Origin of the sequence: Serratia liquefaciens (genome assembly GCF_027594825.1) — a bacterium.
In the GTDB taxonomy this organism is placed as follows: domain Bacteria; phylum Pseudomonadota; class Gammaproteobacteria; order Enterobacterales; family Enterobacteriaceae; genus Serratia; species Serratia liquefaciens_A.
In genome coordinates, this window is the sequence record NZ_CP088930.1 from 4,358,271 (window position 1) to 4,375,795 (window position 17,525).

20 protein-coding genes are annotated in these 17,525 nt (G+C 56.7%); 9 read left to right on the forward strand and 11 right to left on the reverse strand.

The genetic code is table 11. The annotated features are described in order from the left end of the window. Nucleotides 1-10 precede the first annotated feature (10 nt). A complete protein-coding gene (locus tag LQ945_RS20065) occupies nt 11-637 on the forward strand; it encodes a LysE family translocator (protein ID WP_182821334.1) in 627 nt (208 codons plus the stop codon). 2 nt (nt 638-639) lie between these two features. Here LQ945_RS20065 and LQ945_RS20070 read toward each other — a convergent pair whose 3' ends face one another. Beyond that, on the reverse strand, nt 640-1,203 hold the full coding sequence (locus LQ945_RS20070) for a DedA family protein (RefSeq protein WP_270101554.1): 564 nt from the start codon (nt 1,201-1,203) through the stop codon (nt 640-642). Nucleotides 1,204-1,253: 50 nt separating this feature from the next. Beyond that, on the reverse strand, nt 1,254-1,934 hold the full coding sequence (locus LQ945_RS20075) for a DJ-1/PfpI family protein (RefSeq protein ID WP_262242609.1): 681 nt from the start codon (nt 1,932-1,934) through the stop codon (nt 1,254-1,256). A 91-nt stretch (nt 1,935-2,025) separates the two neighbouring features. Here LQ945_RS20075 and LQ945_RS20080 point away from each other — a divergent pair, with 91 nt between their 5' ends. The 3 genes from LQ945_RS20080 to pbpG all read left to right on the forward strand — a co-directional run bounded on the left by LQ945_RS20080 (nt 2,026) and on the right by pbpG (nt 5,213). Further along, entirely contained in the window at nt 2,026-2,970 is a 945-nt protein-coding gene (locus LQ945_RS20080) for a GlxA family transcriptional regulator (protein ID WP_182821383.1), read from the forward strand. A gap of 47 nt (nt 2,971-3,017) precedes the next feature. Then, nucleotides 3,018-4,121 (forward strand): adenosylhomocysteinase, encoded by a 1,104-nt coding sequence (locus tag LQ945_RS20085; RefSeq protein ID WP_270101555.1) that lies wholly within the window; start codon nt 3,018-3,020, stop codon nt 4,119-4,121. Between the two features lie 162 nt (nt 4,122-4,283). Further along, nucleotides 4,284-5,213 carry a D-alanyl-D-alanine endopeptidase gene (gene pbpG, locus LQ945_RS20090; protein WP_262242611.1) on the forward strand — a complete coding sequence of 310 codons (930 nt, stop codon included), beginning with the start codon at nt 4,284-4,286 and terminating at the stop codon, nt 5,211-5,213. A 36-nt stretch (nt 5,214-5,249) separates the two neighbouring features. Here pbpG and LQ945_RS20095 read toward each other — a convergent pair whose 3' ends face one another. Continuing rightward, the gene (locus tag LQ945_RS20095) at nt 5,250-5,705 is read right to left on the reverse strand and encodes a GNAT family N-acetyltransferase (protein ID WP_270101556.1); all 456 of its coding nucleotides are present in this window, start codon (nt 5,703-5,705) and stop codon (nt 5,250-5,252) included. Between the two features lie 86 nt (nt 5,706-5,791). Between LQ945_RS20095 and LQ945_RS20100 the strand changes: the two genes are divergently transcribed. The 5 genes from LQ945_RS20100 to LQ945_RS20120 all read left to right on the forward strand — a co-directional run bounded on the left by LQ945_RS20100 (nt 5,792) and on the right by LQ945_RS20120 (nt 10,045). Then, a complete protein-coding gene (locus LQ945_RS20100) occupies nt 5,792-6,196 on the forward strand; it encodes a VOC family protein (protein WP_270101557.1) in 405 nt (134 codons plus the stop codon). Between the two features lie 76 nt (nt 6,197-6,272). Then, entirely contained in the window at nt 6,273-7,592 is a 1,320-nt protein-coding gene (locus LQ945_RS20105; RefSeq protein ID WP_270101558.1) for a sensor histidine kinase, read from the forward strand. Further along, on the forward strand, nt 7,592-8,212 hold the full coding sequence (locus LQ945_RS20110; protein ID WP_262242617.1) for a response regulator transcription factor: 621 nt from the start codon (nt 7,592-7,594) through the stop codon (nt 8,210-8,212). Before LQ945_RS20105 ends, LQ945_RS20110 begins: the two co-directional genes overlap by 1 nt. Nucleotides 8,213-8,371: 159 nt before the next feature. Then, the gene (locus LQ945_RS20115; protein ID WP_044549023.1) at nt 8,372-8,869 is read left to right on the forward strand and encodes a GlcG/HbpS family heme-binding protein; all 498 of its coding nucleotides are present in this window, start codon (nt 8,372-8,374) and stop codon (nt 8,867-8,869) included. Nucleotides 8,870-9,124: 255 nt separating this feature from the next. Further along, a complete protein-coding gene (locus tag LQ945_RS20120) occupies nt 9,125-10,045 on the forward strand; it encodes a DUF808 domain-containing protein (protein ID WP_262242619.1) in 921 nt (306 codons plus the stop codon). A 219-nt stretch (nt 10,046-10,264) separates the two neighbouring features. Here LQ945_RS20120 and LQ945_RS20125 read toward each other — a convergent pair whose 3' ends face one another. The 8 genes from LQ945_RS20125 to LQ945_RS20160 form a co-directional block, all read right to left on the reverse strand. Continuing rightward, nucleotides 10,265-10,801 carry a GNAT family N-acetyltransferase gene (locus LQ945_RS20125; RefSeq protein WP_270101559.1) on the reverse strand — a complete coding sequence of 179 codons (537 nt, stop codon included), beginning with the start codon at nt 10,799-10,801 and terminating at the stop codon, nt 10,265-10,267. A gap of 174 nt (nt 10,802-10,975) precedes the next feature. Further along, nucleotides 10,976-12,001, reverse strand: coding sequence for a MerR family transcriptional regulator (locus LQ945_RS20130; RefSeq protein ID WP_270101560.1), 1,026 nt, complete (start codon nt 11,999-12,001; stop codon nt 10,976-10,978). Nucleotides 12,002-12,298: 297 nt separating this feature from the next. Further along, nucleotides 12,299-13,528, reverse strand: coding sequence for a cysteine desulfurase-like protein (locus LQ945_RS20135; protein ID WP_270101561.1), 1,230 nt, complete (start codon nt 13,526-13,528; stop codon nt 12,299-12,301). Beyond that, complete coding sequence (locus LQ945_RS20140; protein ID WP_156033791.1) at nt 13,525-14,139, reverse strand: 2OG-Fe dioxygenase family protein; 615 nt, start codon at nt 14,137-14,139, stop codon at nt 13,525-13,527. The genes LQ945_RS20135 and LQ945_RS20140 overlap by 4 nt, the downstream gene beginning before the upstream one ends. A 346-nt stretch (nt 14,140-14,485) precedes the next feature. Beyond that, nucleotides 14,486-15,298: a MetQ/NlpA family lipoprotein gene (locus LQ945_RS20145; RefSeq protein ID WP_044549033.1), complete on the reverse strand. Its 813-nt coding sequence runs from the start codon at nt 15,296-15,298 to the stop codon at nt 14,486-14,488. A 190-nt stretch (nt 15,299-15,488) separates the two neighbouring features. Then, complete coding sequence (locus tag LQ945_RS20150; RefSeq protein WP_270101562.1) at nt 15,489-16,325, reverse strand: DUF1460 domain-containing protein; 837 nt, start codon at nt 16,323-16,325, stop codon at nt 15,489-15,491. 104 nt (nt 16,326-16,429) lie between these two features. Then, nucleotides 16,430-16,972, reverse strand: a complete 543-nt coding sequence (locus LQ945_RS20155; RefSeq protein WP_044549036.1) for a GNAT family N-acetyltransferase — start codon at nt 16,970-16,972, stop codon at nt 16,430-16,432. Next, a complete protein-coding gene (locus tag LQ945_RS20160) occupies nt 16,969-17,439 on the reverse strand; it encodes an acyltransferase (RefSeq protein WP_270101563.1) in 471 nt (156 codons plus the stop codon). Before LQ945_RS20160 ends, LQ945_RS20155 begins: the two co-directional genes overlap by 4 nt. Nucleotides 17,440-17,525: the final 86 nt, after the last annotated feature.

The window sequence follows — 17,525 nt, forward strand, 5'->3', positions numbered from 1 at the left end:
GGCAGAAAACATGATCAGCGAGACGGTTTTATCGGTATTGAGTATTACTGGCGCCATTGCGCTGGGGGCAATGAGTCCGGGACAAAGCTTTATTTTGGTGGCTCGTACGGCCGTGGCCTCTTCGCGCCGCGATGGTATGGCAGTGGCGCTGGGTATGGGCGTCGGCTGCTTTATTTTTGCACTGGTGGCTCTGTTGGGGCTTCAGTCATTGCTGTTGGCATTGCCGTGGTTGTATTCCACGCTGAAAGTGCTGGGGGGCGCTTACCTGGTCTACCTGGCGTTAAAAATGCTGCGTGGGGCGAACCAGCCGCTAAACGTGGAGGCCGTCGGGGCGCAGTCTCTGGGCCTCCGCAAGGCCTTCACCACGGGATTATTGACCCAACTGAGCAACCCGAACACCGCCATCGTGTTCGGCAGCGTGTTTGCCGCCTTGCTCAGCCATAAAATTTCGCCGCTGATGTACATTATTCTGCCGATGATTGCTCTGGCCGTTGACGTGCTGTGGTATGCCTTCGTGGCCTTTGTGTTGTCATCACCGGGCCCCCGACGCACCTACCTGCGTTTTAAAGCCTGGTTCGATCGGGTAGGCGGCGGAGTGCTGGCCTTGCTCGGGGTGAAACTGATGCTGAACCGATAAGGTTAATCGGCATGCCGACGGCGCCACCAAAACCGTACTAGCAGAATGGCGGCGATCACCAGCGCGCAGAACAGCACGCTGGTCAGCTTTTTGTCGAAGCCCGAGATAAAACGGCCGATCGCTTCGCCACCGAAATAACCCAGCAGCACAAAGATGGTCGCCCACAGGACGGCACCCAGAATGTTCAGCGGCACAAAGCGCGACGGCGGCAGCTTGCTGGCGCCGATCAGCACCGGGCCGATAATGCGAAAGCCATACATAAAGCGTACGCCAATCACGAACAGCATCGGGTGGCGTGCAATCAGTTTCCTGGCGCGCTCGATGCGTTTTTCCTGGCTCTTCATGCTTGAAATGACCCGTCCTCCGAAGCGACGCCCCAGGAAAAACAGCAGTTGATCCCCCAGCGTACCGCCCAACGCCACCACCGCAATGACCCAGGGCAGATGCAGCAGTCCCTGATGGGCCGCAATACCGCCCAGCAGCGTGATGGTTTCGCCTTCGGCCAGACAGCCGATAAACAGCGCCCAATAACCGTAGTCCGTAATGTAGTGGGCTAAATCTGCCATTCTGATCCCCTATGTCTTTAACACATAAGGTTAAGTATACGCCCTGTGCGCTAGCCGCGGGCGGCAATCTGCGCGACCAACGCCCGGCGTTGCCGCAAACTCTCGGCCATCTGCGCCTGAACCCTGGCCAGAATATGCGCCGGTGCGAGTTCCGGCGTTCCCCCCTGGAACGGCGGTGCCGGCGCATATTCCAGATACAGCTGGATCATTTGCGCGGTATCTTCATCGTGCAATTCGGCGATTAATGCCAGAGCGAAATCGATGCCTGCGGTCACGCCGCCGCCGCTGATGACGTTACCGTCACGTTCTACCCGTGCATGACTGGGGAGGGCGCCGAACAGCGCCAGGCTTTCGCGCATGCTCCAGTGACAGGCGGCGCGTTTGCCGTGCAGCAAACCGGCAGCGGCCAGGATCAGCGAACCGGTGCACACTGAGGTCAGATAGCGGGCATCCGGCCCCAGACGGCGGATCTGGTTCATAAAGGCGTCGTTTTCCAGCGCCTGGGTGCAGCCGGCACCGCCCGGTACGCAAAGCACGTCGCAACGCGTGACTTCTTCCAGCTTCTGCAACTGGGTAAAGTGCAATCCTTCGGCGCTGATATCTGCGCCACCGACGGACGCAACGATAATTTCGGCTCCCGGCATGTGCCGCAAAAACTGCAGTGGCCCGGTAAAGTCGAGCTGGGTGACGCCCTGATAGATCGGAAAAACAATCACTAATGGTTCAGACATGATATTCGCCTCAGTTTTGTCATTTGCTTTGGGTAATAATAGCGACCCTGTTTTTGGCTGATATGACGGATAACCCTCAAAAAGCGCCATGATGAAAAATATCGGCTTTGTGGTCTTCCCCGGCTTTAACCTGCTCGACTTCGCCGGGCCGCTGGCGGCCTTTGATAACGCCAACCAGTTTACGGCGACGCAGGCCTACCGGTGTCTGCCACTCTCGGAACGGGGCGGCAGTGTGGCGAGCTCATCGGGTGTGGAAGTGCTCACTCAGCCGTTTGGCGAGCACCGCCTTGATACGCTATTGATTGCCGGAGGCAGCGGTAACGTCGTCGCCACCCAGTCGGCGGGGCTATTGGCGTTTCTGCATCGGCAAAGCCGGCAGGCACGGCGCATGGCCAGCGTGTGCACCGGCGCCTTTATTCTGGCGGCTGCCGGATTGCTGGACGGCAAGCGCGCGACTACTCATTGGTACCATGCCGCACGGCTGCAACAGAGTTATCCGCGTATCCGCGTCGACAGCAATCGTATTTATATCCGCGACGGTGCGATCTGGACTTCAGCGGGCATCACTGCCGGTATCGATTTGGCGCTGGCGATGGTTGAGGAAGATCTCGGCAGCGAACTGGCGGCCAGCGTGGCGCGGCAACTGGTGGTGTATCACCGCCGTCCGGGCGGGCAGTCGCAGTATTCTTTGTTGCTGGAGCTCAACCCGTCTTCGGATCGCATTCGCAACGCGCTCTCTTACGCTCGTGAACATCTCCATCATCCGCTGACGGTAGGCGATCTGGCGGACGCCGCCTGTCTGAGCGAGCGGCAGTTTGGCCGCCTGTTCCGCGCCGAAACCGGCCAGACGCCGGCCAAGGTGATTGAACAATTACGGGTCGAGGCCGCCAGGCTAAGGATTGAAGAAGGTCACGAAGCGCTGGAGAGCATCGCCCGCGCCGTCGGGTTCAGTGACCCGGAGCGTATGCGGCGGGCATTCATCCGTCTGTTTGGCCTGTCGCCACAGGCGATAAAGCGCCTGAGCCGCAGCGGTTAAATCATTCTGCCGTGCCCCGGTGGTGCGGCGCAGTAGAGGAGCGACAGATGTATCAGGATTTTGAAAGTGAGCTGAACTGGGCGATGCGCCACATGCCGCGTACCCGGGCGGCGGTTGCTGCACTGCCGGATTTAAGCGGCGTGCGTCTGGCGTGCAATATGCACCTGGATCTGAAAATGGCTCCGCTGGTGGCGGGCCTGTTGGATAAGGGTGCAGCCATTTATCTGACCACCTGCAACCCGACCACGGTGCAAGATGACGTGGTCGCCTGGCTGGAGCGCCAAGGGGCACAGGCTCACGCCTGGCGCGACATGAGCGACGCCGATTGGTCGGCATCGTTTGACCGCGCGCTGGCCTGGGGGCCTACCCACCTGTGCGAAATGGGTGCCGATCTGACCACCCGGTTGCACCAGTCAGCCGACGGCCCGCAGATTATCGCCGGGCTGGAAGCGACGGGTTCCGGCATCAGCCGACTGAACGGTATGGCACCGCGCTATCCTATTTTTAACTGGGACGATTTGCCGGTAAAAGAAGGGTTGCATAACCGCCATATGGTCGGCTTGACCGCCTGGCACACCTTCTTCCAGACCACCCATTTGACGCTGCATGAAAAATGCGTGCTGGTGATTGGCTATGGCCTGGTTGGGCAGGGCGTTGCGGCGGCGGCGAAAGCTTACGGCGGGCAGGTGATCGTGGCGGAAATCGATCCGGCGCGGGCGCTGCAAGCGCGTTATGACGGCTGGGCGGTGGTTGATTTGGCCAGTGCGGTCGGCCAGGCCGATGTGATTGCCACGGCAACCGGGGCGAAAAACGTGCTGTCGGCGCAGCATCTGCAGCAGGTGAAGGACGGCGTGTTCATTCTCAACGTGGGGCATGTGACGGCAGAAATTGACGTCGGTTTCCTGCAGAGCCTGCCACACAGCGAGCCTATGCCGTTTGTGAACGCCTACCAACTGGATAACAGACAGGTTTATTTGCTGGCCAACGGTTCGATGTTCAACCTGACGGCGGGCTACGGCGACAGCCTGAATGCCTTCGATGTGACGCTGGCGGTGATGGCGGCGGGCATAGGCCATATCGTCGGCGACGGAGCACGCCAGGCACCCGGTTTGTACCTGTTGCCGCAGTCGGCCTGGCAACCGGCACTGTAACTTTTGCATCGCGGGCGTTCATCCCAGAGCGCTCGCGGTTTGCGCAACTATCTCTTCGACAGAATTTGTCACAAATCGGCTGACATAATCCCAGTGCCAACGGAAGATCCCTCACATATAATTCGGCCAAATAAGACCTTCATCTTCTTCAGTGACAGAGTAATGCATGTGAAAAAACGTGTTTTGGTACTAGCCCTGCTCGCTTTGCAGGCAGGGGCAGGCTTCGCGCCGCGCGCGCTGGCCAGCGAAAATAACGCCGTCACCCGAGCCGCCCAGCCTGAGCTGGCCTCCGGCAGCGCCATGGTGGTGGATATGCAGACCCATAAGGTGATGTATGCGCGCAACCCGGACGAAGTGGTGCCGATTGCCTCCATCACCAAGCTGATGACGGCGATGGTGACGCTGGATGCCCATCTACCGCTGGATGAAATGCTGTCGGTGGATATTCACCAGACGCCGGAGATGAAAGGGATCTATTCGCGCGTGCGGCTGAACAGTGAGATCAGCCGTAAAGACATGCTGCTGCTGGCGCTGATGTCGTCGGAAAACCGCGCCGCCGCCAGTCTGGCGCATCATTATCCGGGGGGGTATGGCGCCTTTATCAAAGCGATGAACGCCAAAGCCAAATCGCTGGGGATGACCAACACGCGTTACGTGGAACCGACCGGGCTGTCGATCAAAAACGTCTCGACCGCACGTGACCTGACCAAACTGCTGATCGCCACCAAGCAATACCCGCTGATCGGCCAGCTCAGCACTACCACCGAGCGTATGGCGAGCTTCAAAGATCCGAACTATACGCTGCCGTTTCGCAATACCAACCATCTGGTATACAACCCGAAATGGAACATCCAGTTGACCAAAACCGGCTTCACGAACGAGGCGGGGCATTGCCTGGCAATGCGTACCGTGATCGGCAGCCGTTCGGTGTCCCTGGTGGTATTGGATGCCTTTGGCAAATACACCCACTTCGCCGATGCCAACCGCCTGCGCAGTTGGATCGAAACCGGTAAGGTGACGCCAATCCCGGCCGCGGCCCGCGACTACCGCCGTCAGAAAGACGCCCGACTGGCGAAGAACGAAACCGAATAATGGCTTCTGTGGCCTGCGGGTTTTTCTCGCGGGCCGCTACCGTCCTTCAGGACGCCGGATAACAAAACCCCGTTCCCGATCGCCGTCGAACCCGGCGCGCAGATACAGTTGATGTGCCCCGGTGCGCTGCTGGCCGGAGAGCAACATCACTTTGTAGCAGCCTTTCCGCCATGCCAGTTGCAATGCGTATTCAAGCATCGCTAATGCAATGCCTTGCCCGCGATACGCCTGGGCGGTGACCACGTGCTCTATGATGCCGAAGGGTTGCCCCTGATGCACCAGCCCCGGCACCATCGCCAGCATGCAGGTCGCCACCGGTTGGTCGTCGAGCACGCTGACCACCAGCCGAATCGCCGGGTTGTCCAGCAGGCGTTGCAATGTCCGCTGGGCATTATCCGGGCGCAATGGCTGATCCTGGGGGCGTAATTCCCGGTACAGCGCCTGCAGGCCGGCAAGATCGCTCAATTGGGCCTGACGGTGGATGACGGTCATTTTTCCTCCTTTCAATCGCCTTGAAGGCTGATCCATCCGCTATCATCAATCAATACCCTAGTGATTGCACGTGAGGACAGCATCCCATGAGCCAGGTTTCTACCTTTGTCATGTTTCAGGGCCACGCCCAACAGGCGATAAATCTTTATAGCGAGCTGTTCGCCGGTTTTCGGGTCCAGCAACTGCTGCATTTTGAAGAGAGCGGTGACGGGCCGCGGCGGGTTAAACATGCGACCATTGATTTCGAACGGCATAATCTGGTGTTTTTCGACAGCCCGGTCAGCCATGATTTCAGCTTTACCCCGGCGGTCTCACTCCACGTGAACTTAGCCACCGAGGCGGATTTGGAGCGGATTTTCGCGCGTCTGGCGGAGGGCGGCGAGGTGCTTATGCCGATTGATGATTATGGTTTCAGCGCGCGCTTCGGCTGGTTGAACGACCGTTTTGGTCTGTCCTGGCAACTGAACGTGCCTGCCGGCGATGCCGGCTGAGGATCCGGCGGCGATACCCGCACCCGCTCTTTTATGGTATTAAGCGACTAGAAAATTTGCGCAGGGACGGAGGAGTATGTTCAAGATAATGGGCTGGTTAGCGTTGACTCTGCTCTCCAGCGGCGGGCTGACAGCCTATTTCTTGCAGCAGCAGTACGAAGAGAAAAGCGCTGATTTTCGTATTCTTTATCGCGACGTGACGGTGAAGCTTTCACAGCACGACGCCATCATTCCGCTCTTGCCGGCCAGCCAATACAGCCGGGAAGTGCAGCGGATCTTTCCGCAAATCATCCATTGGCGTTCTCATCCTGGCATTGAACCACGGCGGCTTATCGTGGTGGAGCAAAATGGGCGCTACTGGCTCAACGCCGGCAACCAATCGTTGCTGATCGACCTGAACCAATTGATGAACGATCTGGTGGGGGAAAACAGCTTCCGACACCTGGTGGTGCGATGGAACGGCCAGACCTTGTTTGAAAGGGGAGCGGCGCAGGCTTCCTACTATTGGCAATGGGACAAGGTGGTAGCCAGCCAGTCGCAGCCTTTTGTGCTGGCCGCTGGTGACGATCCCAACTGGGCTACGCTGCCCTGGCCCATTATCCTGTCCCCGGCGTTGTTCTGGGGATGGCTGTTATATCTGATCAACCAATACCGTGCCAACCGTCGGCGGCGTGATATCGCCGATTTGCGCGCCCATTACGCCGAGATAACGCGGCTGAATACCTTGGGCGAATTGACCGCCGGTATCGTGCATGAACTTAACCAGCCCCTTACCGCGATTTTGAGCTATAACCAAACGGCCTTGCGTCTGGTTCGGCAACAGCACACCGAACAGCTGCCGCCGTTGCTGGAAGCCGCCGTCGTTCAAATCAAGCGCACCGACGCATTATTGCAGCAGTTTCGCCAGAAACTGACCAGCGAGCGGGTAGATTATCAACCTGTCGCTCTCGGGGCTCTCTGGGCGCGAGTGATGACGCTGTTGGACAATGAAATTCGTGGCAATAAAGTCAAAATTAGCAGCAGCATTGCTGACAGTTTGCCCGCGCTGTTTGCTCCGCCACTTTGGATAGAGCAGATTTTGCATAACATCGTCAGCAACGCGATCCAGGCGCAAGAAAATAATGTGGCCGGGACGGCCTGGATCAACCTGACCGCCACGGCCACCGATGACGGAATTTCTTTAACCCTGACTGACGGCGGCCCAGGGCTATCGGAACAGGCTCTGCAGCATGTTTTCATGCCGTTTTTCACCACGCGGGCTCAGGGCATAGGATTGGGAATGGCCCTGACGGATACGCTGATCCAGCGTCTTAACGGCACCATCGAAGCGACGAATATTGTCGGGCAAGGAGCCTGCTTCCGGCTCTGGTTACCGATACACCCTGAGGAGAGATGATGAACCAAACTATTTACCTTATTGACGACGAACCGGCCATTCTCTCCTCGCTCAGCGCCTTGCTGGGGACCGTCGGGTGGCAAACCCGCACTTACGGCAGTGCGCTGGCGTTTCAGCAGGGCGTCGGCGAGCTGCAAGGGTTAACCGGTTGTCTGCTGCTGGATATCAGGATGCCGGGCAAAACCGGGCTCACGCTGCTGGAGGAATGGCAACGGCAAGGGTTGGCGATCCCGGTGATCATCATGACCGGGCATGCGAACATTGATTTATGCCGGCGAGCCTTTAAAAACGGCGCTTTCGAATTCCTGACCAAACCGATCGACGCCGATTTGCTGTTCGAGGTGGTCGGCAGCGCATTGGAACAGCAGCAGAAGCTGCAGGAGCGGCAACAAAAAATACGCTCGATGCAACACCGGCTGGCTACGTTGACGGCCCGGGAACAGGATATTTTTGAGCATATTATGCAGGGGAATTCGAGCAAGGAGATCGCCCGCGTTTTTGCACTGTCTCCGCGTACCGTGGAGGCCCACCGGGCCAATATCTTCGCCAAGCTGGACGTCAACTCTCTGCCCAAACTGATGAACGAATATGGCGAGCTGGCGCTGCTGAAAAAAATGTAAAGGCGCTTTGTGAGTCGCGAGCATGGGCCGCAGCGCCTGTCGCTGCCGGGTTCTAGGTATAACTACTTAAACGAGTAGGTAATCACGCCAATAGTTTGCAGCCGCCGCTCCTTTTACTATCCCTTACATCTATCAGGGACAAGCAAGGGGCAAGCCAGTATGAAAATCATCATTTCAAGCGTTATTTTACTCAGCAGCATGGCGTCGTTCGCCAGTATGGCCAACGGCGTACTGACCGAAAAAAATCTATCCCTCGACCTGGCCGATAAACTGGCGCAGAGCGCGATTCAGGCTTGCAGTGCGAAAAATTATAATGTCGCCGTGACTCTGGTCGATCGTGCCGGTATCCCGCTCGTCATCAAGAAAATGGATAACGCCGGTCCGCATACGATCGAGGCCAGCCGCATGAAGGCGTTTACTGCGGTGAGCACCAAAAACCCGACGGAAAACGTGATGAAAAATGCCCAGGCTAACCCTGGTGCGGCAAACCTGCGTGATATCCCTGGCTTCTTGTTGCTGGCGGGCGGCGTACCGGTGAAATCCGGAGAGGTGATCATCGGTGCTATTGGTATTGGTGGTGCACCGGGCGGAGATCTTGACCAGCAGTGCGCGCTGGAAGCCCTGAAAAATAACCAGAGCAGCCTGAATGCCGGGTGATTCTTTTTAACGGTTATCGCCACTTCTGAAGAGCGTGACTTTGGTCGCCGACAAACTATAAGGTTTCACCCACTGGATGATTGGCTGCAACGACGCGATCAATCATCCAGCAATACCCGCCGTTATTCCCCATCTCTCCTCCCAATCGTGAATTCTCCACTAAAATATTCATTAGCAAAGCGACAATCATTAATGTTGTAGTATGAATCTTGGCAAAGAGATCGTGACTCGTGAATATGAAAAGGATGAACCACTTTGGCTGGAAGTAGCTTACTGACTTTAATCGACGATATTGCCTCACTGCTGGACGACGTCTCGCTGATGACCAAAATGGCGGCGAAAAAAACCGCCGGGGTATTGGGGGATGACCTGGCGCTCAACGCGCAGCAAGTGACCGGCGTAAAGGCCGATCGCGAGTTGCCGGTGGTGTGGAGCGTGGCCAAGGGCTCGTTTATCAACAAGGCGATCCTGGTGCCGCTGGCGTTGCTGATCAGCGCATTTGCCCCTTGGGCGATCACGCCGCTGCTGATGGTGGGTGGCGCTTACCTGTGTTACGAAGGGTTCGAAAAGGTGTTTCACAGCCTGACCCACAAAAAACAGGCCGGGGAAGAGAATCAAGAGGCGCTGAACGCCAATGAAGACGTGGCGGCCTACGAACAGCGCAAGGTGAAAGGGGCGATCCGCACCGACTTCGTGCTGTCCGCCGAGATTATTGCCATTACCCTGGGTACCGTGGCCGGGGCGACCTTCAGCCAGCAGGTGATTGTGCTGTGCGGTATCGCGATTGTGATGACCGTGGGGGTTTACGGCATTGTGGCCGGGATCGTCAAACTCGACGATTTGGGGTTGTATCTGAGCCGCAAAAGCAGCGCGCTGGCCCGTTCGATCGGCAGCGGTATTGTCAGTGCGGCACCTTACCTGATGAAGACCCTGTCAGTGGTGGGCACCATCGCCATGTTTATGGTCGGGGGCGGTATTCTGACCCACGGTCTGCCGCCGGTGCATCACTTGTTTGAGGACTGGGCGTCCTACGCCACCGTGGTGCCGACCTTCGGTCAGATCCTGCAGGGCGTGATCCCCGCCTTGCTCAACGTGGTGTTTGGTCTGGTTGCCGGCGGCGTGGTCCTGCTGGTGGTTTCGGCTCTCGGGGCGATCCGGGGACGTTTAAAGGCCTAAGCTAATCCCGCGCCCGTGGGCGCGGGGTCATTTAAAAGATCAGCTTGAACACGCCGGTGATGGTGAGTAGGCCAACGATAAAGATAATAGCGACAATCCACAGAATGATTTTCATTCGTCTCTCCCAATTGATTTGAATGACGGCGCGAGTTTCCGCTAACCTGATGAAATCATTATTTACTGTAGTCGATAATTCACAAATTGCCTGCGGCAAGCCCATCAGGGGTGATTGGCGTCACCTTCGCCTAACGCACGCTGCATGATATGGGTGTCGCGCCACTCGCCCAATTTAAACCCTACCGCCTTTAGCGTCCCCACGCTGCCAAACCCCAGTTTTTGATGCAAAGCCAGCGAGCCATGGTTTTCCCCGGCATTGCCGACGATGGCCAACATTTGGCGCCAGGGCCCCCGTTCGCAGCGGGCGATCAATTCGCTCAGGAGCGCTTTACCGATGCCCTGACCCTGTTGCCCCTCGGCGATATACACCGACTCTTCCACGGTAAACCGGTAGGCTGGACGCGGTCGATAAGGCGTGGCGTAGCAGTACCCGACGACAAGATCAGCCCGTTTGGCCACCAGCCAGGGCAACCCGGCTTCCTGCACCTTGCTTAGCCGCTGTTGCATCTCTTTCTGCGATGGCGGCGTTTCCTCAAACGAGGCTGCGCCAAACAACACGTGGTGGGCGTAAATCTGTTGAATAGCGGCGAGGTCGTTTGGCGTTGCGTCGACGAGGATCAACGGGGCGATAGGGGGCATGGTGAGTCCTGTTTACCTTGGAAATCAGAAGATAAGCGCATTATGCGCCGCGTCCGGTAACAAGGTAAATTGGGCTTTCTTATGCTGAAGATAAAAAAAAACAGGCCTATCCGCCAAGCCAAATACCGGCGCATGACGAGATTCGCCTGCACCGGATATAAAGGGACGCTCAAACTAGCCACGCATTAACTGCGCCACCGCCTGCTGCAGGTAGCGTAATAGCGGCGGGGTCAGCCAGGTGCCTTCCGTTAGCGTCGGCTCCTGCTCCATGGCCTGACGGATTTTCATTTGGGTGGCCGGATCGGTACCGGCATAGGACTGGAACAGTTCAAGCCATTGCGCTGCCAGGCGTTTTGCCCGATCTGACTCGGGAGGGATGCCGTCATTGAGCGCCTGATGGAACTGGGCGATCAGCGCCGGCCACTCCTGCAGGCGGGTAAAGTAGTGCTGGCGCACATAAGTGTATTCTTCCGCCGACAGGTATTTCTGGTAGATCGACAGCTTGGTTTCGGCGAATGCGCGGGTCACATAGTCGGTCATTGCCGGGGTAATGCCGGTTTGTTCGCGTATAGCAGGTTCATCGGCATGCATGGCATTCAGTCGGGTGAGAAACGCCGGATTGCGCGCCGTATCGCGTTCCAGCATCAGCATCCAACGACGAGCCAGCGCCTGAGCCTGCAACGCTTGCGGTTCAACGCCGCCATCGATCAACTGGCGCATGCTGCTGACCAACTCGGCCCACTCCTGATTGCGGCTCGGGTCGGCCTGATAGAAAGGCAACTGGGCCAGTTCGTCTGCGGTAAAATATTTATCGTACATGGTCATTAACTCCAACGTAGTCAGCCAGTCGTTCAGTTCCGGTTCATCCCCGGCGGTGAGCTGAGCGTGCATATGCTGCAGACGATCGCGCAGCGCGGCGGTCTGTACCAACTGCCGCTCCAGCATGGCGATTTGCTGCTCTATAACCGAGGTGAGCGCCATCCCCGAACGAGCCAATATTGCCCCGACCTCTGCCAGCGTGACCCCCATTCGGCGCAGCGCCTGAATGTGGTGCAAGCGAGTGATGTCAGCCCGGTTGTATAACCGATACCCGGCGTCGGAACGCGCAGAAGGAACCAGCAAGCCAATGCTGTGGTAATAATGCAGCGTCCGGACGGTAATGCCGGAACGGCGGGCCAGTTCGCCCACTTTCAATAACATCGGTATGCTCCTCCCTTGTACGTGCCGGGATACTAAAGCCTGACGCAGCGTAAGGGTCAATAGCGGTGATAAGGATATTTTGGGCGCAGGAAAAGGGGTTTGGTCGTAGGGAACGTTGGCAAAGTGCTCTGCTGTTTCGTAGTAGGGGCGCTGCATGCAGCGCCCTATTGCATAATCAACAGGTTAAATCGGGTCGAACATGTTCGACCCCTACCGACTTAGCCCTTATGCGGGTTTGTCAGCAGTCAAAGCCCAGCCAGTAGGTTGGGCTTTGTGAACCTGTGTACTGAGGCGCTGCTACCTTTCGCTGACGAGCAGTTCAAACAGCGTGTCGATTTCCTGCAGGGTGTTGTAATGCATCATCCCAATGCGCAGTACGCCGCCGCTGTCTTGCAGATTCAACCGTTGGATCAATCCTTGAGCATAGAAGTGCCCGCTGCCGACGCAGATATTGTGCCGGCCTAACCGGCGCGCCACCTGTTCAGGAGCATGGCGCTTAAAGGTCAGTGCAAACGTCGGCGTGCGGCGTTGGCTATCCGCCAGAGGGGAACCGTACAGCTGTACATCGTCTATTTGCTGTAAACGCTGCAAAAAATAGCGGCACAGGTTCTCTTCATGGCGATGATAGTCGGCAAAACTTTCCTGCAAACGCTGCCTTAAGGACGCGCCGGGCGTTCCCCATTGCGCCAGGTACTCAACGGCTGCCGTGACCCCTGCCAGCCCTTCAAAACTCTGAGTACCGGTCTCAAAACGTCCCGGCCCCACGTCGGTAGCCGGTTCGACCTTATAGGGTTGCAGCCGCTGTAACCATTGCGGCGCGATATAAGCCATGCCGATGTGCGGACCAAAGAATTTATAGGCGGAGCACACTAAAAAGTCACAGCCCAATGCCTGTACATCGATCAGATTGTGTGGGGCATAGTGCACCGCATCGACATAAACCTGAGCACCGACCCGGTGTGCGGCTTCGGTGATGGTTTTAATATCGACGATGCTGCCGGTCACGTTGGACGCGTAGGTCACCGCCACCAGACGGGTTTTAGCGGTGATCTGTTCGCACAGTCGGGCAACATCCAAAGAGCAGTCTGATTGTTGCAGGGGGATTTGATGTACGGTGACTTGTTTATCGTTTGCCGCCTGTTGCCAACTGGAGACATTGGCGTAGTGATCCAGCTCGGTGACGATAATCTCATCGCCGGCCTGCCAGTGACGGCTAATGATTCGGCTGAGATGGAATGTCAGCGAGGTCATATTCATGCCAAAAATGATGTTATCGGGCGTCGGCGCATTTAATAAGGCGCGCACCGATTCCCTGGCATGATTCATCACTTCGCCGGTCAGGTGGCTGGAAAAATAGTGTCCGCCCAGGTTGGCGTTATATTTCCCCAGGTAGTCCGTCATTTTTTCCAGTACGCCTCGCGAAACCTGAGACCCGCCAGGGCCATCGAAGAAGATCACCGGTTGATCGTTATAATGCTGGCTCAGCGCGCTAAACTGGGCTCGGGCGAGTTCGGGCGTAAAGGTCATGCTTTTTCTCCGCGAGCAGTCAGGACAAAGATATCCAGGTGTCCTTCTTCTTCCGGGACAATGGCGCTGATCGGCGTGGCGTTATGCCATAACTTGCTGTCTGCCAGTAAAACGGCTTCGCCGTCCGCCAGCGCTTTTTTAAAGAAGGGGGGCTGGTGATTATCGGCGTATAGCATGATTTCGCCGCCAACAATATTCTGCCGATGGATAGCAATCATCGCGATATGATCAAAACCATCCTGATGGATCCCTTCCGGCGCGACCTGTGTTTCATTATGAATGGCGACCACGCGCATCTGGTGAATTTCTATCTCCGCGCCATCTGGTAAATCATTGCTTTCTGCGAACAGATTACACATTTCATCCATGCCGGCGCTTTGCAACACGTCGGTATCAATGGGTTCAAAATGGCGTACCACGTTGCCCTGGAAGTGATTGATCTCATCGGACTGAACGAAATTGCGTGGGCCAACCTCGACCACATGGCCATTGAGATGTTTGACTACCGAATAGCGCCGTAAGCGGTATTTCCCGTCAGCGTGTTGCGTATGGGGCAAGGCAGAAAACGACGGCGTTAATTGTTGGGTGGCCTGATGGCTAAGCGTAGTCATACTTATTACGTTTTCGTGCTTCTGTAACATAATCACCTCTAATATTATTGAATGATGACTTTGTAGGGAGGTATTTCGATTGAATTGTAGTCGACACTTTTGCCAAAGCAATTTTTGGCCATCGCCCTGCAAATGTGGCTGTAAACGGGGATGAACGCAGAGAATGTTGGGCGTTGCGCGGCCGATGATTTGCCCGGTGCGGTGCGGCTGGCGTTTGGGGCGGTAATGAGCTGCAGAATGCTTTTGGCTGGCTGCCGAACCGAGGGCGGCAATGGGAAGGGACTGAACTTAGGGAAAGATTAAAAATGCGAGCACCTTCACAAGTGCTCGCCAGTGGATCGCGGTATTACCAGCCTTTGACCGCGCCGCCGTTAAAGATCTTTTCGGCGGCTTTGGCCACTTCATCCGACTCGTAGGCTTTGATGAAGTTTTGTACGTTCGGCGCGTCCTTGTTGTCTTCACGCGTCACGATGATGTTGGTGTACGGCGAATCCTTGTCCTCGATAAAAATGCCGTCCTTGGTGGGCGTCAGGCCAGTTTGGTTGATGTAGGTGGTGCTGATGATGGCCACGGTGACTTTGGGGTCGTCCAGCAGCTGCGGCAGCTGTGCGCCTTCCAGCTCCATAATCTTGTAGTTATGCGGGTTGGCGCTGATATCCAGCGAAGTCGGCAATAACCCCTTGCCCGGTTTGAGCTGAATCAGACCGGTTTTCTCCAGCAGCAGCAATGCGCGGCCAAGGTTGGTGGGATCCAACGGGATAGCGATTACCGCGCCGTCCTGCAGCTCTTTCAGCGATTTGATTTTTTTCGAATAGCCGGCCATCGGGAACACGAAGGTGTTGCCTACCGCCACCAGTTTGTAGCCGTGATCTTTATTCTGCTGTTCGAGGAACGGCCGGTGTTGGAAAACGTTGGCATCCAGCTCGCCTTTGTCGGTGGCGTCGTTGGGCAGCAGCGAACCGCTGAAGCCGACCAGTTCAACATCCAGGCCGTACTTCTCTTTCGCCACCTGCTTGGCGACTTCCGCCACGTCCTGTTCCGCGCCGTTAATGACCCCCACCTTGATGTGATCCCGATCGGTTTTCTGTTCACAGCCCTGCAGCGCCAGCACCGCGGCAAACGCCGCCAGCAGAGGGGTATAACGCCAGCTTTTGGTCATCGAATGCTCCCTGAAAAAAACAATAAAATCAGTTGGTTTTGTGCTGCTAGCTAAGCCTGAACCTGCGGGGAAGTCAAACGCTTGCTCAGCACAAACGCTTATAGCTCATAACGGGAAGTTTTAAATCCCCCGTCTTGCAAGAGGCTACGCCGTTAGCGGCAAGCGCAAAGCCAGAAGGGGGAGGGGAATGTTATTTGGCGCGCAGCACTACGATGCCCGGTGTAGCCTGGACGTACTCCATAAACGGCGAGTCCACCACCTGCATATTCTCTTTACGCGACGAGGCATTGCGCAACACCGGGCCGTTTTCGGTCATGATATAGATACCGGTATGGGTGACGTCCAGGCCGGCCAGGTTGGTATAAATGCCGATGTAATCGCCGGTGTGCAACCGGGCCAGAACCTTGTCGTCAATCGCCTCGCTGGGCAGATAGGTAATGCTGCGTCGAACGTTTTTCAATCCTGGCAGATAGCTGCTGCCGTCCGACTTTTGATTAAGGTTTTTCACCAGCGTCACCGCATACGGGCTGAGTGTGGCCGTAATGTCCGTTACGTTGGTTTTTGCCAGATGCGACCAGTCGGTGAAAAAGTGTTTGCGCTGCGGGAAGCTGATCTCGCCATTGGCATAGCGGATTTGAATCAGCCGTTGCACAAAGTCTGCCTGGCTGTCGGCCTGTCGCAGCGCATCGACATAATCGATGTAGGTGAAGCAATCCAGACCGCGGAAGTCGATCACCAGTTCTTCAGGCGTGTTCTGCGAGCCAATCAGCCGGTTGGCGACGTAGGGTGTGCCGAGGAAAGGTCGCGACAGCAGGTCGATCATGCGGCCGTTATCCTGCCGTTGGTCGGGCGTTGCCTTGGCGCGCAGGGCAAGAAGCTCATTGAGTTTGTTTAACGTGTCGTTGTCCATGCTGGCCTTGAGATCTGCAGGTAGGGTAGTGATGGGCTCAGGTGTTTGCCCTACCGGAATTTTATCTGCACAACCGCTAAGCGCAATAGCCAATATCATTGAAACTACCTTGTACATTTTACCCTCCAATGGTTTCGGTAGGTGATCGTTAAAATGATAACAGTTCTCACCAAGGCCAGAAGGGTTAATGTTTAAACATAGCCTCAACGTTAGGCGATCGCTTAATAACCGATTTCGCTGTTGAACGGCAAATACCAGAACAGGGCAATTTCGTGATCGGCGATGTCCGGTTGAGCGCGGTACAGCAGGTGATCGATGCCGCCAAGGATAAAACCAAAGCGTTGGTAGCAGCGGCAGGCAGGCAAGTTGGTATTTTGCGTTTCCAGCATCAGCCCGGCGGTGTCGTGACGATGTGCCCAGAGCCGCGCGCTCTCCAGCAGCGCCGTGGCGACGCCGAGCCGGCGTACGTGAGCGCTGACGACAATCTCTTCGATGAGCGCATAGCCGTTCCAGTTATTGCTCAGCGTGATATGGCCGACCGCTTCCCCGCGATGACGTGCCAGAAAGGTTTCGCTTTCATCATTGACGAACGGCGCCAGCGGGTAGTGCTTGCGAAACGGCGTCACCGGCAACAGCGGCCAACCGTCGACCGGCGTGCCAAAAACCGGCTGGGCGTAGTGGGCAATCTGAAAGCTGAAGTCGCAGCCGGTCAAGTATCCGTCGGGCAACTGGGTCACCGGGGTAATTTGAATCGCTTCGCTCATGGAGTCAGTTCCCTTAGCAGGCGGGCTGGATTACCGGCATAGACGCCCTTGCGGGTGATGTTTTTGGTGACCACTGCACCGGCACCGATCACCGCTCCGCTGCAGATTTCTACCGCCAAAACCGTGGCGCCGGAGCCGATGGAAACGCCGTCGCCAATCCGCGTGCGGCCCCAGCTTGCCGGATCGGCATTGGGGGCGCCGTCTTTGAACAGATCGTTGGCGAAGGTCACGTTATGACCGATAAAACAGTCGTCGCCGATGGTGACATATTCACAGATAAAGCTGTGAGACTGGATTTTACTGCGGGCGCCAATGCTGACGTTTTTTTGGATTTCGACAAAGGGCCCGACGAACACCCCGTCACCGAGTCGGCAGCCGTACAAATTGCAGGGCTGAACGACGGTGACATTTTGCCCGGCGACGACATCGGCGATGCCGGCCTGGCGGACAGTAATGGCGGATGACATGGCATTCCTCACGGCGGATAGAGCAGGCGGGAATTATAAAACAAACTGCCGCCGCGTATGCGCTTTCTGAACGTTTTTTCAGCGAA

What these genes read in the sequence shown, in the direction of transcription:
- LQ945_RS20065 (WP_182821334.1), top strand. Translation starts at nt 11, where the DNA reads ATGATCAGCGAGACGGTTTTATCGGTATTGAGTATTACTGGCGCCATT.
- LQ945_RS20070 (WP_270101554.1), bottom strand. Translation starts at nt 1,203, where the DNA reads ATGGCAGATTTAGCCCACTACATTACGGACTACGGTTATTGGGCGCTG.
- LQ945_RS20075 (WP_262242609.1), bottom strand. Translation starts at nt 1,934, where the DNA reads ATGTCTGAACCATTAGTGATTGTTTTTCCGATCTATCAGGGCGTCACC.
- LQ945_RS20080 (WP_182821383.1), top strand. Translation starts at nt 2,026, where the DNA reads ATGAAAAATATCGGCTTTGTGGTCTTCCCCGGCTTTAACCTGCTCGAC.
- LQ945_RS20085 (WP_270101555.1), top strand. Translation starts at nt 3,018, where the DNA reads ATGTATCAGGATTTTGAAAGTGAGCTGAACTGGGCGATGCGCCACATG.
- pbpG (WP_262242611.1), top strand. Translation starts at nt 4,284, where the DNA reads ATGCATGTGAAAAAACGTGTTTTGGTACTAGCCCTGCTCGCTTTGCAG.
- LQ945_RS20095 (WP_270101556.1), bottom strand. Translation starts at nt 5,705, where the DNA reads ATGACCGTCATCCACCGTCAGGCCCAATTGAGCGATCTTGCCGGCCTG.
- LQ945_RS20100 (WP_270101557.1), top strand. Translation starts at nt 5,792, where the DNA reads ATGAGCCAGGTTTCTACCTTTGTCATGTTTCAGGGCCACGCCCAACAG.
- LQ945_RS20105 (WP_270101558.1), top strand. Translation starts at nt 6,273, where the DNA reads ATGTTCAAGATAATGGGCTGGTTAGCGTTGACTCTGCTCTCCAGCGGC.
- LQ945_RS20110 (WP_262242617.1), top strand. Translation starts at nt 7,592, where the DNA reads ATGAACCAAACTATTTACCTTATTGACGACGAACCGGCCATTCTCTCC.
- LQ945_RS20115 (WP_044549023.1), top strand. Translation starts at nt 8,372, where the DNA reads ATGAAAATCATCATTTCAAGCGTTATTTTACTCAGCAGCATGGCGTCG.
- LQ945_RS20125 (WP_270101559.1), bottom strand. Translation starts at nt 10,801, where the DNA reads ATGCCCCCTATCGCCCCGTTGATCCTCGTCGACGCAACGCCAAACGAC.
- LQ945_RS20130 (WP_270101560.1), bottom strand. Translation starts at nt 12,001, where the DNA reads ATGTTATTGAAAGTGGGCGAACTGGCCCGCCGTTCCGGCATTACCGTC.
- LQ945_RS20135 (WP_270101561.1), bottom strand. Translation starts at nt 13,528, where the DNA reads ATGACCTTTACGCCCGAACTCGCCCGAGCCCAGTTTAGCGCGCTGAGC.
- LQ945_RS20140 (WP_156033791.1), bottom strand. Translation starts at nt 14,139, where the DNA reads ATGACTACGCTTAGCCATCAGGCCACCCAACAATTAACGCCGTCGTTT.
- LQ945_RS20145 (WP_044549033.1), bottom strand. Translation starts at nt 15,298, where the DNA reads ATGACCAAAAGCTGGCGTTATACCCCTCTGCTGGCGGCGTTTGCCGCG.
- LQ945_RS20150 (WP_270101562.1), bottom strand. Translation starts at nt 16,325, where the DNA reads ATGTACAAGGTAGTTTCAATGATATTGGCTATTGCGCTTAGCGGTTGT.
- LQ945_RS20155 (WP_044549036.1), bottom strand. Translation starts at nt 16,972, where the DNA reads ATGAGCGAAGCGATTCAAATTACCCCGGTGACCCAGTTGCCCGACGGA.
- LQ945_RS20160 (WP_270101563.1), bottom strand. Translation starts at nt 17,439, where the DNA reads ATGTCATCCGCCATTACTGTCCGCCAGGCCGGCATCGCCGATGTCGTC.